Raw genomic sequence first — 13321 nt, 5'->3', positions numbered from 1 at the left:
ACGGCCTTAGTGCACGCGGTCCGGGCGCGAGGACCCGGCCCCACCGCGTGCGATCTCGAGCAGGACCGGCAGTCGTTCACCGAGCAGGGCGTCCAGGTCGGCCACGACGGCCTCGACCCGTTCGGTGACCTCGCGCGGTGAGGCACCCCGGCGCGGACGGACCCGCACCCGGATCGCCCGGCCGCCGCGGACGCGGTAGACGTCGACCGCGAGCGAGGCCACCTGCGGCAGCTCCCCGATCGCCGACGACAACGCGTGCTGCACGGCCGTGGACTCGACGCGCACCGAACCGGCGACGCCGTCGGCTGATCCGTCGCTCTCGACGACGGTGCCCGCACGGCCACCGCCGAGCGTCGTCAGCACCACGATCGCCAGGATGCCGACGACGACCCCGCCGCCGAGCACCCACGTCCACGACAGCAGGGAGTCATCGCGCGACGTGTCCGTGCCGAGGCCCGCGAGTGCGTCGCCGGCCGTGCGCCACCAGGACGCCACGAGCGGCAGGCCCTGGGCCGTCTGCACCAGGATCGCACCGACCCCGGCGACGAACAGGACGAGCCCGACGACGACGAGTGCCGTCCGGCCGAGCCCACGGTTGGTCGCGTTCATCCGTCCACCCGTCCGGTCGGCTGGACGCGCACCCGCGCAGCGAGGGCGGGCAGCGCGTCGATCCCCGCGAACTCGTGCTCGACGGCCTCGGTCGCGGCCACTGCGGGAACGTCGACGCCGGCGGCGGGACGCAGCACCACCTCGACGGTCCGGCGGCCCACGGTGCCGACGGCGGCATCCGGCCCGAGCCGCGTGACGGAACGGGCGGCACGTGCCGCGGCGGAGGCGAGCACCTCGTCGTCGACCACGACGGCGAGCCGGTCGGATGCCATCGCGTGGCGCGGACGCCGCTGCGGCAGGAACCCCTGCAGCAGGAGCACCAGGCCGACGAGGGCGACGATCGCCGCGATCCCGACGACGAGCGTGGTGTCGAGGCCGTCCGGCGCGGCGAGGGCGGCGTCCACCACGGCGCGCGGGTCGACGCCGAGGACGTTCTGGTCGAGCAGCACGAGGGCACCGGCGAAGACGGCAGCGGCGGCGAGCACGAGGGTGATGAGCATCGCGATGACGACGGCACCCGACCGGGACACGTGGGTCTCGCGGCGGAGCAGACGGCGGTACGTAGCGGCGTGCTCGGTGGACGGTGCGAGGCCGGTTTCGGGAGCCGATGCGGTCCGGCCGTCCACGGCGGTCACCGGACTCTCCGCGGGACGTCGACGACCGACGACGCGAACGTCACGGTCACCCGGGACACCTGTCGGCCGGTGATGGTCCGGAGCCGCTCGGCGATCGTGCCGCGGGCCCGGTGCGCGCTCGTGACGACGGGTTCGTCGGGGACCGCGTGGCTCCCCAGCACGGGCATGGTGAGCGGGGCGGTGATCTCGACCGCCAGCGCGCCGCGGCCGTCGTCGGCGACCCGGGCACGGACCTCCCGGAAGGCCACGCGCAGCGCTTCGGCGGCGACCGCCTGGGCGGTGTGCACGAGCGCCGACGTGCCGATGCGGTCGGAGCCGCGGAGCCGGACGCCGCTGTCGCCGACCGTGGCGACGGCGGCGTCGGTCACGACGAGCTCCGGCGTCCGCGCAGCACGTCGACCAGGCGACGCACGTCGACGTCACCGGCGACGATGCGGGCGACCAGGCCGCCGACGGCCATGCAGACGGCGACGACCACGAACGCCCAGAACCCGAGGGTCACCGCGACGATCGCGAGGAGGGCGCCGACGCCCATCCCGACGACGGTGGCGTTCACCGGACCCGGCCCTCGCGGACGTCGCCGTCGAGGTCGTCGGCGGTGCCGTTCAGTGCCGGGATGTTCACGTCGTTGATCGCGATGTTGACCTCGGTGACCTCGAGCCCGACGAGCTCGGTGACGGCGCTCGTGACGGCGGCGCGCACGGCGGACGCGACGTCCATCATCGGGATCGGGTAGTCCACGACGATCGTCAGGTCGACGGCGACCTGGGTCTCGCCGACCTCGACGCGGACGCCCTGGCCGAGCGCGCTCGAGCCGATCGCGTCGCGGATGGCGCCGAAGGCCCGTGAGGCGTTCCCGCCGAGGGCGTAGACGCCGGGGACGTCACGCGCGGCGATGCCCGCGACCTTGGCGACGACGGTGTCGTCGATGATCGTCTTGCCCTTGGCCGTGACCTGCGTGGTGGTGGTGCCGGTCGTGGTGCCGGTCGTCACGGTCCCGTCGACGCGGTTCGTCGTCGATGCCATCAGTGCCTCCTGCGCTCGCTTGCTGGACTTCCAGCGAACACCATCGTGCCGCGCTGCGCCCGAGAGCGGCAGGCGGCGCGCTGCACGGCGGGGTCGGTCGTCCCCGGTAGGTTCGATCCCATGCGCGTGGCGACCTGGAACGTGAACTCCGTCCGCACCCGAGTGGGGCGGGTCGTCGACTGGCTGGTGCGCGAGGACGTCGACGTCCTCGGCATGCAGGAGATCAAGTGCAAGCCGGAGCAGTTCCCGGTGCAGGCGTTCGAGGACGCCGGCTACCACGTCGAGGCGCACGGCCTGAACCAGTGGAACGGTGTCGCGTTCGCCAGCCGGCTGCCGATGGAGGACGTGACCCGCGACTTCCCCGGCCAGCCCGGCTTCCTCAAGGGACACGAGGGGCCGGACCTGCCCGTCGAGGCCCGGGCCATCGGCGTCACCGTCGACGGCGTGCGGCTCTGGAGCCTGTACGTGCCGAACGGGCGCGAGGTCGGCGACCCGCACTACACGTACAAGCTCGACTGGCTCGCGCAGCTGGCCGACCGCACCGCCGAGTGGATCGCCGCGTCGCCGGAGACCCCGCTCGCGCTGATGGGCGACTGGAACGTCGCACCGCTCGACACCGACGTGTGGGACGTCCGCGTGTTCGAGGGCCACACCCACGTCAGCGAACCCGAGCGCGCCGCGTTCCGGGCGTTCGAGGCGAAGGGGCTGCAGGACGTCGTCCGGCCGATCGTCCCCGACGGCTACACCTACTGGGACTACAAGCAGCTGCGGTTCCCGCGCAACGAGGGCATGCGCATCGACTTCGTGATGGGCTCGCAGGCCTTCGCCGACGTCGTCACCGATGCCTCGATCCACCGCAACGAGCGGAAGGGCGACGCCCCGAGCGACCACGTCCCCGTGGTGGTCGACCTCGACCTGGACACGTCGCTCGACGACGACCGCCCGATGATCTTCTGAGCGATCACGCGGTCGTGACGCGTTCTGTTACGCCCGGCGTCCGCCCTCGTTGAGCAGGTGACGGCGCCGACGTAGATTTCCTGCACCGAACCCCTTCGAGAGCAGGTGAAGCCATGTCCCGCACGACGATCCTTCCCATCCAGCGCGTCATGGCGAACGCGGCCCCCGGCGCCTGGCGCGACGGAATCGTCGTCGAGACCCGTCCCGCCGACGCCGTCGTGGTGTTCCTGGACGGCGGCGTGACCCAGCTCCGGGTGGCGGACGCCGACGCATTCCTGTCGGTCGGCGATCCGGTCGCCCACCACCCGGTGGCGGAGATCCTCAGCGCCGGCGGTCGTCAGACCACGGCACGCAGCGCGTAGCCCGTCGGCTCAGGCCGACATCGAGGCGAGCATCGCCTCGCACTTCGCGACCATCTCGTCGCAGGCCATGGCGCAGTAGCGGCACGACTCGTCCATGTCCATGTGCTTCCGGCACTCGGCAGCACACATCGTGCCCATCGTCATCACGGCCATGAGCATCGCCTGCATGCTCGGCAGGTCCATGCCGGCCGGACGCATCATCATCCGCATGCCGGTGTCGGCCATCATCGCCGTGTTGGAGCACATCGCGGCGCACGTGGCCATCTCGCCGCCCATGCGCATGTCGCTCGCGGAGCACATCGTGGCGGCCATCGACGCGGCGTTCATCGCCATCATCGTGTCCTGCATCACGTCCATGTCCATCTCCATGGGCATGTCCGTCATCGACATGTTCTTCATCATCGCCATCGTGTCCATCGGAGGTCTCCGTCCGTCGTGGTCCCGAGGCGGGTCCGCCCCGTGGGTGTCAGCGTACGCGCGCCCCCGATGCGCTTCGTGAGCAGCAATGGTCGGGTCGGTGACCGCGACCCGACCATTTCTGCTCACCATCCGCGGTGCACGCGACCCCACGGCGGACGGGAGGCACGGGGCGGCCCCGCCACGGGCCTCCCGTCCGCCTCGCGGTGCGCCCAGGGCGCGCTACGGGTGCAGCAGCGCGGCGATCGCGACCAGGACGGGGACCGAGCCGATCGTCGAGATGAGCACCACGTCGCGGGCGACGGGGACCGCCGCGTCGTAGCGCTGGGCGTAGTTGAACACGTTCTGCGCCGCCGGCAACGCCGCCAGGGTGGTGAGCACGAAGACGTCCTGGTCGCCGAGCCCGAACACGAACCGTGCGAACACGTACGCGACCGCCGGCATCACCACGAGCTTGATCGACGACGCCACGATCACGTCCGTCCGGATCGCCGGGTCCCGCAGCGGCGCGGCACCGTGCAGGCTCATCCCGAAGGACAGCAGGACGACGGGCACGGCAGCCGCGCCGACCAGCGAGAACGGCTCGAGCACCGGGTCGGGCAGCGTGGTGCCGGTCGCCGAGAACACCAGGCCGACCAGCGAGGCGATGATGATCGGGTTCCGGAACGGCCCGGAGATCCGGCGCCCCCAGCCGCCGGCGCCCGAGGTCGCGGCGTCGAGGATCGTCAACGCGACCGGCGCGATGACGATGAGCTGCAACAGGATCACCGGCACCACCGCGGTCGCCTGCCCGAGCACGTACACGGCGACCGGCAGGCCGATGTTGTTCGCGTTGACGTAGCTCGCTGCCAGGGCCCCGACCGTCGTGGTGGTGACCGGACGCCGCAGCACGAACCGGAAGACGGCCGCCGCTCCGAGTGCGACCACGGCGGCACTCAGCAGCGAGACCCAGAGCATCGGAGACAGCAGCGACTCGATGTCGGCCGAGGCGATGGTGTGGAAGAGGAGGCAGGGCATGAGCACGAAGAACGCGAGGCGACTCATCACGAACTGCGCGTGCGGGCCGAGCAGTCCGATGCGCCCGACGACGTACCCACCGGCGATGATCGCGCCGATGATCGCGAAGCCGGTCAACACGCCACCCATCGCGTCCATCCTTGCACCATGTGACGTCGCTCAGGTCGGAAATGCGTTCGCATCGAATACCGTTGCAGGCACCATGACCTCGACGAACGCCGACACCCTCACCCGGTCCACCGACTCCAGCCAGCCCCTCGTACCCCTGCTCGAAGAGCGCTGGAGCCCCCGTTCCTACGACGAGACCGCGACGATCTCGGACGAGCAGTTCGACGCCGTCCTCGAGGCCGCCCGCTGGGCCGCGTCGGCCATGAACTTCCAGCCCCGCCGCTTCATCGCGGGCCGTCGTGGCACCGAGACGTTCCGCAAGATCAACGAGAACCTGCTCGGCTTCAACGCCGCCTGGGCCTTCCGCGCCAGCGCCCTCGTCGTCGGCGTGCTCGAGACCGTGACCGAGGACGGCGACGAGCGCCCCTTCGCGCAGTACGACCTCGGCCAGTCGCTCGCGGCGCTCACCGTCCAGGCGCACGCCGAGGGCCTGCACGTGCACCAGATGGCGGGCATCGACGCCGCCGGCCTCCGCGCCGCGTTCGACCTGCCGGAGCGCTTCCTGCCCTTCACCGTGACGGCCATCGGCACCGTCGCGCACCCGTCGCAGCTCGACGAGAAGGCGGCCGAGCGCGAGGTCGCACCGCGCACCCGCCTGCCCCTCGACGAGGTCGTGCTCGTCAAGGAGTAGTCATCGGTACCAGCACGCGGCCGCGTCCCCGCCGGGGCGCGGCCGCTGCCGTACCCGCTGCCGCGTAGTATGTCGTGACATGCAGCCCGAGATGAACTTCTACACCCGCAAGTGGGTCCGCCCCGAGGACCTCAACGCCAACGGCACCCTGTTCGGCGGCAGCCTGCTCCGCTGGATCGACGAGGAGGCCGCGGTCTACGCGATCATCCAGCTCGGCAACGGCAAGGTCGTCACGAAGTACATGTCGGAGATCGAGTTCGTGTCCTCGGCGAAGGAGGGCGACATCGTCGAGATCGGCCTCGTCGCCACCCGCTTCGGCCGCAGCTCGCTCACGATGCGGGCCGAGGCGCGGAACCTCTTCACGCACCGCAGCATCCTCACCATCGACGAGGTCGTGTTCGTGAACCTCGACGACGACGGCAACCCGGCGCCGCACGGCTACACGGACATCACGTACGACCGCGACCGGGTCCCCGCGACGCACCGCGCCTGACCCGCGTGACCGCGCGTGACCCCGCAGACATCGCGCACGTGCCGGGCGCTGTGAGCACCGCACCCGGCACGTGATCGGTGGCCTCTGGCAGGATCGGGGCATGACCACGCCCCGCCTCGTCGCCTTCGACCTGGACGACACCCTCGCCCCGTCGAAGTCCTCCCTCGACCCCCGCATGCTCGAGACCTTCGCGTCCCTGCTCGAGGTCGTGCCGGTCGCGGTCATCTCCGGCGGCAACTTCACGCAGTTCGAGCAGCAACTCGTCACCCCGCTCCGCCACCGCGACGGCCTGACCCTCGACGACCTGCACCTGCTGCCGACGTGCGGCACGCGGTACTACCGCTGGTCCGACGACGACTGGGCCCTGCAGTACGCCGAGGACCTCACCGACGACCAGAAGGCGCGCGCCCTCGCAGCGGTCGAGTCCGTCGCGAAGGACGCCGGCTACTGGGAGTCCGAGACCTGGGGCGACATCCTCGAGGACCGTGGGTCGCAGATCACGTTCTCCGCGCTCGGCCAGGCCGCTCCGGTCGACGTCAAGAAGCAGTGGGACCCGACCGGCGCGAAGAAGGACGACCTCCGTCGCCGGGTGCAGGCGGAGCTCCCCGACCTCGAGGTGCGATCCGGCGGCTCGACCAGCGTCGACATCACCCGCAAGGGCATCGACAAGGCGTACGGCATGCAGCGTCTCGCCGAGATCACCGGCATCGCGCTCGACGACATGCTCTTCGTCGGCGACCGGCTCGACCCCGAGGGCAACGACTACCCGGTGAAGGCCCTCGGTGTGCCGTGCCACGCAGTCGAGGGCTGGGAGGACACCGACGCCTTCCTGACCGAGCTCATCCCGACCCTGCGCTGACCGCGCGTCAGCCCAGGCTGCGGACGGCCTCGACGAACGCGCGGATCTTGGCCGGGTCCTTCACGCCACGCTCGGACTCGACGCCGCTCGACACGTCGACACCGTCGGGGTCGAGCGCCTCGACCGCGGCGACGACGTTGGCGGGGGTCAGGCCGCCCGCGAGGATCCAGGCCTCGTCGATCCCGCCCTCGATCACGGCGGGGTCGATCAGCCGACCGCTACCCGGCACGGCGGCGTCGAGCAGCAGCAGGTCGTGGTCGTACGAGGCGCGCTGCTCGGCGGTCTCACGCAGGTAGTCCTCGGCCGCGAGGGCCCGGATGGTGAAGAAGCCGGCGTCGCGGGCTCGGGCGAAGTCGGTCGCGGCCTCGCCACCGTGCAGCTGCAGGGTGGTGAGCCCGACCTCGGACGCGATGCCGACGATCTCGTCGATCTTCTGGTCGCGGAAGACCCCCACGGCGTCGATGCCGTCCGGCAGCCGTTCGACGAGTTCCTTCGCCAGGTCGGCCGTCACGGTGCGGGGGCTGTTCGCGGCGAAGACGAACCCGACCGCGTCGGCGCCCGCGTCGACGGCGGCGTCCACGGTGTCGGGCGTCGACAGGCCGCAGATCTTGATCCAGCGCTGGTCGGTCATGCTGTCCATCCTGCCAGGGACCACGGACGAACGGGACGAGCTCGCGACGTCAGTGCAGCATGCCGGCGACGTAGGCGGAGCCGCACGCGACCAGCACGCCGAACGCCGCGAACGAGCCGACGAGCACGTTCCGCCGACGCCAGCGGCGGACGGCCGAGAAGGTGCCGCGCTTCGCGTGCCGGTGGGCCGCCCGGTGCATCCGGTGGTCGCGCTGGTGTTTGACCCGCTCCGGTCCGAGCGGCACGGGGCCGGTGACCTGCGTGGAGCCGCCCCGCAGGGCGTTCGCGATCGCGACCGCGGTCGGGCGACGCTCCGGGTCGCGGGCGGTCATCCGGCTGAGCAGTTCGCGCCACTCCGAGGCGACGTCGTCGGGGATCACGGGGTCGTGCCGCAGGCGGGCCAGTGCCGCCTCGATCAGGGTGCCGGAGTACTCCTGCTTGCCGGTCAGGGACTCGAGCAGCACCAGTCCGAGCGAGTACACGTCGGTGGCGAAGCTGATCGGCTCACCCGCGACCTGCTCGGGGCTCAGGTACGCCGCCGTGCCGATGATCGTGCCGTCGTTCGTCAGGCGCGAGCCGTCGACGAAGTGCGCGACACCGAAGTCGGTGAGCTTCACGGTCCGGGCGAAGCCGGACGAGCCCTCGTCGCTGATCAGGATGTTGGCGGGCTTGACGTCCCGGTGCACGATGCCGCGCGAGTGCACGTAGGCCAGGGCATCGGCGAGCTGGGCGCCGAGGTCGGCCACCTCGTAGTTGTGCAGGGCCCCCTCGGACAGTCGGCGCAGCAGCGTCGTGTCGGCGATGAGCTCCATCACGATGAACCGGTGCGGGCCGTCGGGGAAGTCGTGCGTGCCGGCGTCGTAGAGCGGGATGAGCCCGGGGTGCGACAGCATGCTGAGGAGCCGGATCTCGCGTTCCTGGCGGACGCGGTCGGCCGTCGTCATCTTGTCCGGCGTCGCGAAGAGCTTCACGGCGACGGCGCGGTAGGTGTGCTCGTCGCGGGCTTCGTAGACGGTCCCCATGCCACCCGTGCCGATGAGCTTCACCAGTCGGTACCGGCCCGACAGGACCGTCTCCGTCCGCAAGCCGTCCAGCAGGGTCATGGTGTCCGTCGTTCCGTCGGGAGCCGCAGGTTCCGCGGCTGCTGCCGGCGTGTTGGCTCACGAGAAACGGTACGCGTCCGACCCCGCTTTTGGGCGGGTGTTATGACATCGTGATCGGCGTACTTCCCTGTGTTCATGCGGATGCATCAGGGTACCGTTCGACCTCCGACCAGGGTGAGCGATCACGCAAGGAGGACAGCGATGGCACTGACGAAGGGTGACGAGGTGCACTGGAACACCTCGCAAGGGAAGACGACCGGGAAACTCGTGCGGAAGCGCACGAGCGACTTCGAGTTCGACGGTCAGACGTTCAAGCCGACCGACGACGATCCGTACTGGATCGTCGAGTCGGAGAAGAGCGGCAAGCAGGCCGCGCACAAGGAGTCGGCGCTGACCAAGGCCTGACGACGACCGGCTCAGTCGCGGGCGGGCTCGGCGCGACGACGACCTCGTGCGCCCCCGCTCGCGGCACCGTCGCCGTTGCCGCCACCGTCCGCGCGACGGTCTGCCCGCCACCGTCGCACCCGCCGGACCACGAACGTCACCACGACGACCGCGATCGCGACGTAGAGCACCCGGTCGATCCACTCGGTGTACTGCTCGACGCGGTCGTACTGGGAGCCGAAGGCAGCACCGAGCAGCACCAGGGCGCTGTTCCAGATGCCGCTCGCGATGATCGTGAACACCGAGAACGTGCCGAGGTGCATGCGGTCAGCGCCCGCGGGCAAGGAGATGAGGCTCCGCACGATCGGGACGAAGCGGCCGAAGAACACGGCGCTCTTGCCGTGCCGGTGGAACCACGCGGCGGCCTTGCGGAAGTCATCCTCGTCGACCAGGGGGAGCTTGCCGAACCACCGCGTGGTGCGCTCGAACCCGATCTTCGCGCCGAGCCAGTAGAGCACCAGCGCCCCGAGGTAGGACCCGAGCGTCGCCAGCACGAGGACGAGCACGAGGTTCATCTGCCCGGCACCCGCCAGGAACCCGGCCAGCGGCAGGATGAGCTCGGACGGGATCGGCGGGAACACCGTCTCGATGAAGAGCATGAGCGCGACGCCCCACTCCCCCAGGGCGTCGATGATCTGGAGCACGAGGCCGGAGAGTCCGCCGAGGTCCGAGGGAGCGGTGGAGTCGCCGGTGGCGACGGTCATGGCACGGGCGGTCACGGCAGTCGTCATGCCCCCAGCATCCCTGAGCGCCCTGTCAGGACCCGGCGCGGTACCTGAACGTCAGCCGAGTCCCATGTGCGAGCTCCGCACGTGCGTCAACGACCGCGCGAGGGCACCGCGGGCGACGGCGTCGCGACCGACCGTCGACGGCACGATCTCGACGGGGTGCCGGAGCTGGGGCGTGACCACCGCGGCGAGCGCCTCGGCGAACACCGGTGCCGCCGGCAGGACCTCGCCCCCGACGACCACGACCTCGGGGTCGATCGTCGTGACGAGCTGCACGACGCCCGGTGCCACGTCGTCCGCGAATGCACGGACGACGTCGACCGCCGCCGGATCCGGAACGCCATCGCCGACGTGGCCCGGCGCTGCGCCCCCGCGCCCGGCTGCGGCGAAGACCGACTCGAGGTCCGTGTCGGACGTGATCCGGGCCTCCAGGCGGGCCGGCGCACCGGGCCACCCGGTCGAGGCAAGGCCGCCCATCTCGCCAGCCGCACCGCGCGCCCCGCGCGCCAACGCCCCGTCGATGACGTAGGCCGCACCGATCTGCCGACCCATCACCAGGTACAGGCCGTCCTGGACGCCTCGGAAGCGCCCCCACATCGCCTCGGCGGTGGCGGCGAGCTTGGCGTCGTTGTCGAAGAACGTCGCGATGCCGGGGAAGAGGTCCTGGATCCGGCCGGGCACGCGGCGCTCGACCCACTCGGGCACCGCGACCGTGTAGTCGATCTCGCCGGCGCGGTCGACCACGGCGGGGACGCCGAACGTGGCGGCGAGGACCGGTGATGTCTCCGAGTCGGCCGTCAGGCGGCGGACCACGTCCTGCACGCTCGTCCAGGCCTGCTCCGCGTCGGCGAGGTCGGCGTAGCGCTCCTCGACCCGGGTGAGGGTGTTCCCGCGCAGGTCGGCGCGGATGCCGACGATGCCGTGCAGTCCGAGGTCGACGCCGAGCACGGAACCGGCGGTGGCGTCCGCGGCGAAGCGCTTGGCCCGGCGGCCGGCCTTGTTCGGGGTGGCGATCGCCTCGGCCTCGGTCACCCAGCCCTCGTCGACCAGGTCAGCGAGCGCCGCCTCGACCGTGGGGCGGGAGAGCCCGACGGTGCGGCTGAGCTCGGTCACGGTGCGCGACGCGTCGTCGCGCAGGAGCTCGTCGAGGATGGCCCGGGAGTTCATGAGTCGGAGCACACCCGGCGTCGTCCCCACGACACTCGGGATCGTTGACACGGTCTCGTCCACGGCCATAGCCTCCACATTACGAAAGATCATTGAGGAATGGTGGACTCCGACATGCTCATCCCACGACCGCGCCGCGCCGTCCCCGGTACCGGCGCCTTCGAGATCACCCCGTCGACCCGCATCGCAGCGGACGCAGCGAGCGGATCGGTCCGACTGTACCTGCAGCAGACCCTCCGGGCGTCGACCGGCCAGCCGGTCCGCGACGCAGCGGAGGACGCGGCGGTCGACGGGGCGGCCTCCGCCGACGGGTCGGTCCGGACGGGCGTCATCTCGCTGCGCGTCACCGACGATCCCTCCCTGCCCACCGGGCCGCCGTCGCCCGAGGGCGAGCGCGCCGAGTCCTTCCGCCTGACCGTCACACCCGACGGTGTGGACGTCGCGGGCGGCTCGGCCGCCGGCGTGTTCTACGGCGTCCAGGCGCTCCTCCAGCTGCTGCCCGCCGACGTGTACCGCAGCGGCCGCGTCGGCACCGGGCCGTGGTCCGTCCCGTCGACCATCGTCGAGGACGCGCCCGCCTTCGCCTGGCGCGGCGTCATGCTCGACGTCGCCCGGCACTTCCGCACCAAGCACGAGGTCATGCGCGTCGTCGACCAGCTCGCGGCGCACCGGATCAACCGGCTGCACTTCCACCTGACGGAGGACCAGGGCTGGCGCATCGAGATCCGGAAGTACCCGCGCCTGACCGAGATCGGGTCCTGGCGTCGCGAGTCCCAGGTGGGCGCGCACGTCCCCGACGCCGACGGCGTGCTGCACCCCGCGGCGTTCGACGGCCGCCCGCACGGCGGCTACTACACGCAGGACGACATCCGCGAGATCGTCGCCTACGCGGCGGACCGGTTCGTCACCGTCGTCCCCGAGATCGAGACGCCCGGGCACGTCCGTGCCGCGCTGGCCGCCTACCCGTCGCTCGGCGTGCACCCCGAGACACCGGTGGAGGTCTGGACCGAGTGGGGCATCGCCGACGACGTCCTGAACGCCGACGACAGCACCGTCGACTTCTTCAAGGACGTCCTCGACGAGGTCATCGCGCTCTTCCCCTCGCGCTACATCGGCATCGGCGGCGACGAGTGCCCGAAGGTGCAGTGGGTCGAGGACCCCCGCACGCAGGAGCGCATGCGTTCACTCGGGCTCGAGGACGAAGAGCAGCTGCAGGCCTGGATCATCGGGCAGCTCGCGGCGCACGTCGCCTCGCACGGGCGGCAGGCGTTCGGCTGGGACGAGATCCTCGAGGGCGGCACGCTCGACCCCTCGGCGACCATCGTGTCGTGGCGCGGTCTGACCGGTGCCCGGACGGCGGCGAAGCGCGGGCACGACGTGATCTCGTCGCCCGACGACCAGGCGTACCTCGACTACCGCCAGAGCGACCTGGCGACCGAGCCGATCCCGGTGTCCATCGTGCTGACGGTCGACGACGTCTTCGGGTTCGACCCGGTGCCGTCCGGCCTGACCGAGTCCGAGCGCGCCCACGTCATCGGCGGCCAGGGCAACATGTGGACCGAGCACGTCGACACCGCGCGGAAGCTCGACTACCAGCTGTTCCCGCGGGTGGCCGCCCTGGCCGAGGCGCTCTGGTCGGCGGACGTCACCGGACCGCGCGACGTCGCCGAGTTCCGCGGGCGGTTGGCCGAGCACACCGCGCGGCTCGAGGCGATGGGGATCGAGTACCGGCACGAGGCCGGGCCGTTCCCGTGGGAGCGGCGTCCGGGCGTTCCGGGGCGGCCGCACTCGCGTGAGGACCGCGCCGCCTACATCGACGCGGTGACAGCGAACATCGCCGAGTAGGGGGCGGGCTGCTCCTCGCGTGGCCACGACACCCCGTTCAGTGCCGGCGCGCGGTCATGTCTCGTCTTTTGGGCGCCACGCCAGCGACGGAACGTGACCGCCCGACGCGCGGCCGGCGGTGCGTCGCGACCGCAGGCGGACGGGAGGCCCGGTGCCAGCTGGCACCGGGCCTCCCGTCCGTCCGTGGTCGCGACCAGGGCCGCGCATCGTGAGCAGAAATGGTCGGGTCC

General features: G+C 71.5%; 18 protein-coding genes. 7 read left to right on the top strand and 11 right to left on the bottom strand.

The genetic code is table 11. The features are described from left to right. Nucleotides 1-6: 6 nt before the first annotated feature. From ITJ69_RS01710 to ITJ69_RS01690, 5 genes are read right to left on the bottom strand one after another with little or no spacing between them, the layout of a single operon-like run. Nucleotides 7-609, bottom strand: coding sequence for a hypothetical protein (locus ITJ69_RS01710; RefSeq protein ID WP_131921329.1), 603 nt, complete (start codon nucleotides 607-609; stop codon nucleotides 7-9). Further along, complete coding sequence (locus tag ITJ69_RS01705) at nucleotides 606-1244, bottom strand: hypothetical protein (RefSeq protein WP_194671790.1); 639 nt, start codon at nucleotides 1242-1244, stop codon at nucleotides 606-608. Before ITJ69_RS01705 ends, ITJ69_RS01710 begins: the two co-directional genes overlap by 4 nt. Next, nucleotides 1241-1612 (bottom strand): hypothetical protein, encoded by a 372-nt coding sequence (locus ITJ69_RS01700; RefSeq protein ID WP_194671789.1) that lies wholly within the window; start codon nucleotides 1610-1612, stop codon nucleotides 1241-1243. Before ITJ69_RS01700 ends, ITJ69_RS01705 begins: the two co-directional genes overlap by 4 nt. Continuing rightward, nucleotides 1609-1800 (bottom strand): DUF2273 domain-containing protein, encoded by a 192-nt coding sequence (locus ITJ69_RS01695; protein WP_111086173.1) that lies wholly within the window; start codon nucleotides 1798-1800, stop codon nucleotides 1609-1611. The genes ITJ69_RS01700 and ITJ69_RS01695 overlap by 4 nt, the downstream gene beginning before the upstream one ends. Next, the gene (locus ITJ69_RS01690; RefSeq protein ID WP_123937445.1) at nucleotides 1797-2270 is read right to left on the bottom strand and encodes an Asp23/Gls24 family envelope stress response protein; all 474 of its coding nucleotides are present in this window, start codon (nucleotides 2268-2270) and stop codon (nucleotides 1797-1799) included. The genes ITJ69_RS01695 and ITJ69_RS01690 overlap by 4 nt, the downstream gene beginning before the upstream one ends. Nucleotides 2271-2390: 120 nt before the next feature. Here ITJ69_RS01690 and ITJ69_RS01685 point away from each other — a divergent pair, with 120 nt between their 5' ends. Next, the gene (locus tag ITJ69_RS01685) at nucleotides 2391-3227 is read left to right on the top strand and encodes an exodeoxyribonuclease III (protein ID WP_123937444.1); all 837 of its coding nucleotides are present in this window, start codon (nucleotides 2391-2393) and stop codon (nucleotides 3225-3227) included. A 113-nt stretch (nucleotides 3228-3340) separates the two neighbouring features. Continuing rightward, a complete protein-coding gene (locus tag ITJ69_RS01680; protein ID WP_123937443.1) occupies nucleotides 3341-3589 on the top strand; it encodes a nuclease in 249 nt (82 codons plus the stop codon). 9 nt (nucleotides 3590-3598) lie between these two features. Here ITJ69_RS01680 and ITJ69_RS01675 read toward each other — a convergent pair whose 3' ends face one another. Both ITJ69_RS01675 and ITJ69_RS01670 read right to left on the bottom strand, forming a co-directional pair. Then, nucleotides 3599-4006, bottom strand: a complete 408-nt coding sequence (locus ITJ69_RS01675) for an aldehyde dehydrogenase (protein ID WP_123293560.1) — start codon at nucleotides 4004-4006, stop codon at nucleotides 3599-3601. A 222-nt stretch (nucleotides 4007-4228) separates the two neighbouring features. Further along, nucleotides 4229-5152 (bottom strand): AEC family transporter, encoded by a 924-nt coding sequence (locus ITJ69_RS01670; RefSeq protein WP_123937442.1) that lies wholly within the window; start codon nucleotides 5150-5152, stop codon nucleotides 4229-4231. Between the two features lie 73 nt (nucleotides 5153-5225). On the opposite strand from ITJ69_RS01670, the gene ITJ69_RS01665 reads away from it, so the two are divergent. The 3 genes from ITJ69_RS01665 to ITJ69_RS01655 all read left to right on the top strand — a co-directional run bounded on the left by ITJ69_RS01665 (nucleotide 5226) and on the right by ITJ69_RS01655 (nucleotide 7174). Beyond that, entirely contained in the window at nucleotides 5226-5822 is a 597-nt protein-coding gene (locus tag ITJ69_RS01665) for a nitroreductase family protein (RefSeq protein WP_111086179.1), read from the top strand. A 79-nt stretch (nucleotides 5823-5901) separates the two neighbouring features. Next, on the top strand, nucleotides 5902-6315 hold the full coding sequence (locus tag ITJ69_RS01660; RefSeq protein WP_111086180.1) for an acyl-CoA thioesterase: 414 nt from the start codon (nucleotides 5902-5904) through the stop codon (nucleotides 6313-6315). Between the two features lie 100 nt (nucleotides 6316-6415). Continuing rightward, nucleotides 6416-7174 (top strand): HAD-IIB family hydrolase, encoded by a 759-nt coding sequence (locus ITJ69_RS01655; RefSeq protein ID WP_111086181.1) that lies wholly within the window; start codon nucleotides 6416-6418, stop codon nucleotides 7172-7174. Nucleotides 7175-7181: 7 nt separating this feature from the next. Here the strand turns inward: ITJ69_RS01655 and ITJ69_RS01650 are convergent, their stop codons facing one another. Then, a complete protein-coding gene (locus tag ITJ69_RS01650) occupies nucleotides 7182-7805 on the bottom strand; it encodes a phosphoribosylanthranilate isomerase (protein WP_123293557.1) in 624 nt (207 codons plus the stop codon). A gap of 49 nt (nucleotides 7806-7854) precedes the next feature. Further along, nucleotides 7855-8907 (bottom strand): serine/threonine-protein kinase, encoded by a 1053-nt coding sequence (locus tag ITJ69_RS01645; protein ID WP_159573550.1) that lies wholly within the window; start codon nucleotides 8905-8907, stop codon nucleotides 7855-7857. Nucleotides 8908-9108: 201 nt separating this feature from the next. Between ITJ69_RS01645 and ITJ69_RS01640 the strand changes: the two genes are divergently transcribed. Next, nucleotides 9109-9312: a DUF2945 domain-containing protein gene (locus tag ITJ69_RS01640; RefSeq protein ID WP_123293555.1), complete on the top strand. Its 204-nt coding sequence runs from the start codon at nucleotides 9109-9111 to the stop codon at nucleotides 9310-9312. A gap of 11 nt (nucleotides 9313-9323) precedes the next feature. Here the strand turns inward: ITJ69_RS01640 and ITJ69_RS01635 are convergent, their stop codons facing one another. Next, on the bottom strand, nucleotides 9324-10082 hold the full coding sequence (locus ITJ69_RS01635) for a DedA family protein (RefSeq protein ID WP_228504475.1): 759 nt from the start codon (nucleotides 10080-10082) through the stop codon (nucleotides 9324-9326). 51 nt (nucleotides 10083-10133) lie between these two features. Further along, a complete protein-coding gene (locus ITJ69_RS01630; RefSeq protein ID WP_194671788.1) occupies nucleotides 10134-11309 on the bottom strand; it encodes an ROK family transcriptional regulator in 1176 nt (391 codons plus the stop codon). Between the two features lie 36 nt (nucleotides 11310-11345). On the opposite strand from ITJ69_RS01630, the gene ITJ69_RS01625 reads away from it, so the two are divergent. Further along, nucleotides 11346-13091, top strand: a complete 1746-nt coding sequence (locus tag ITJ69_RS01625) for a beta-N-acetylhexosaminidase (RefSeq protein WP_194671787.1) — start codon at nucleotides 11346-11348, stop codon at nucleotides 13089-13091. Nucleotides 13092-13321: the final 230 nt, after the last annotated feature.

Source organism: Curtobacterium sp. VKM Ac-2887 (assembly GCF_015350935.1).
In the GTDB taxonomy this organism is placed as follows: domain Bacteria; phylum Actinomycetota; class Actinomycetes; order Actinomycetales; family Microbacteriaceae; genus Curtobacterium.
This window is presented reverse-complemented; position numbering and strand designations above follow the sequence as displayed.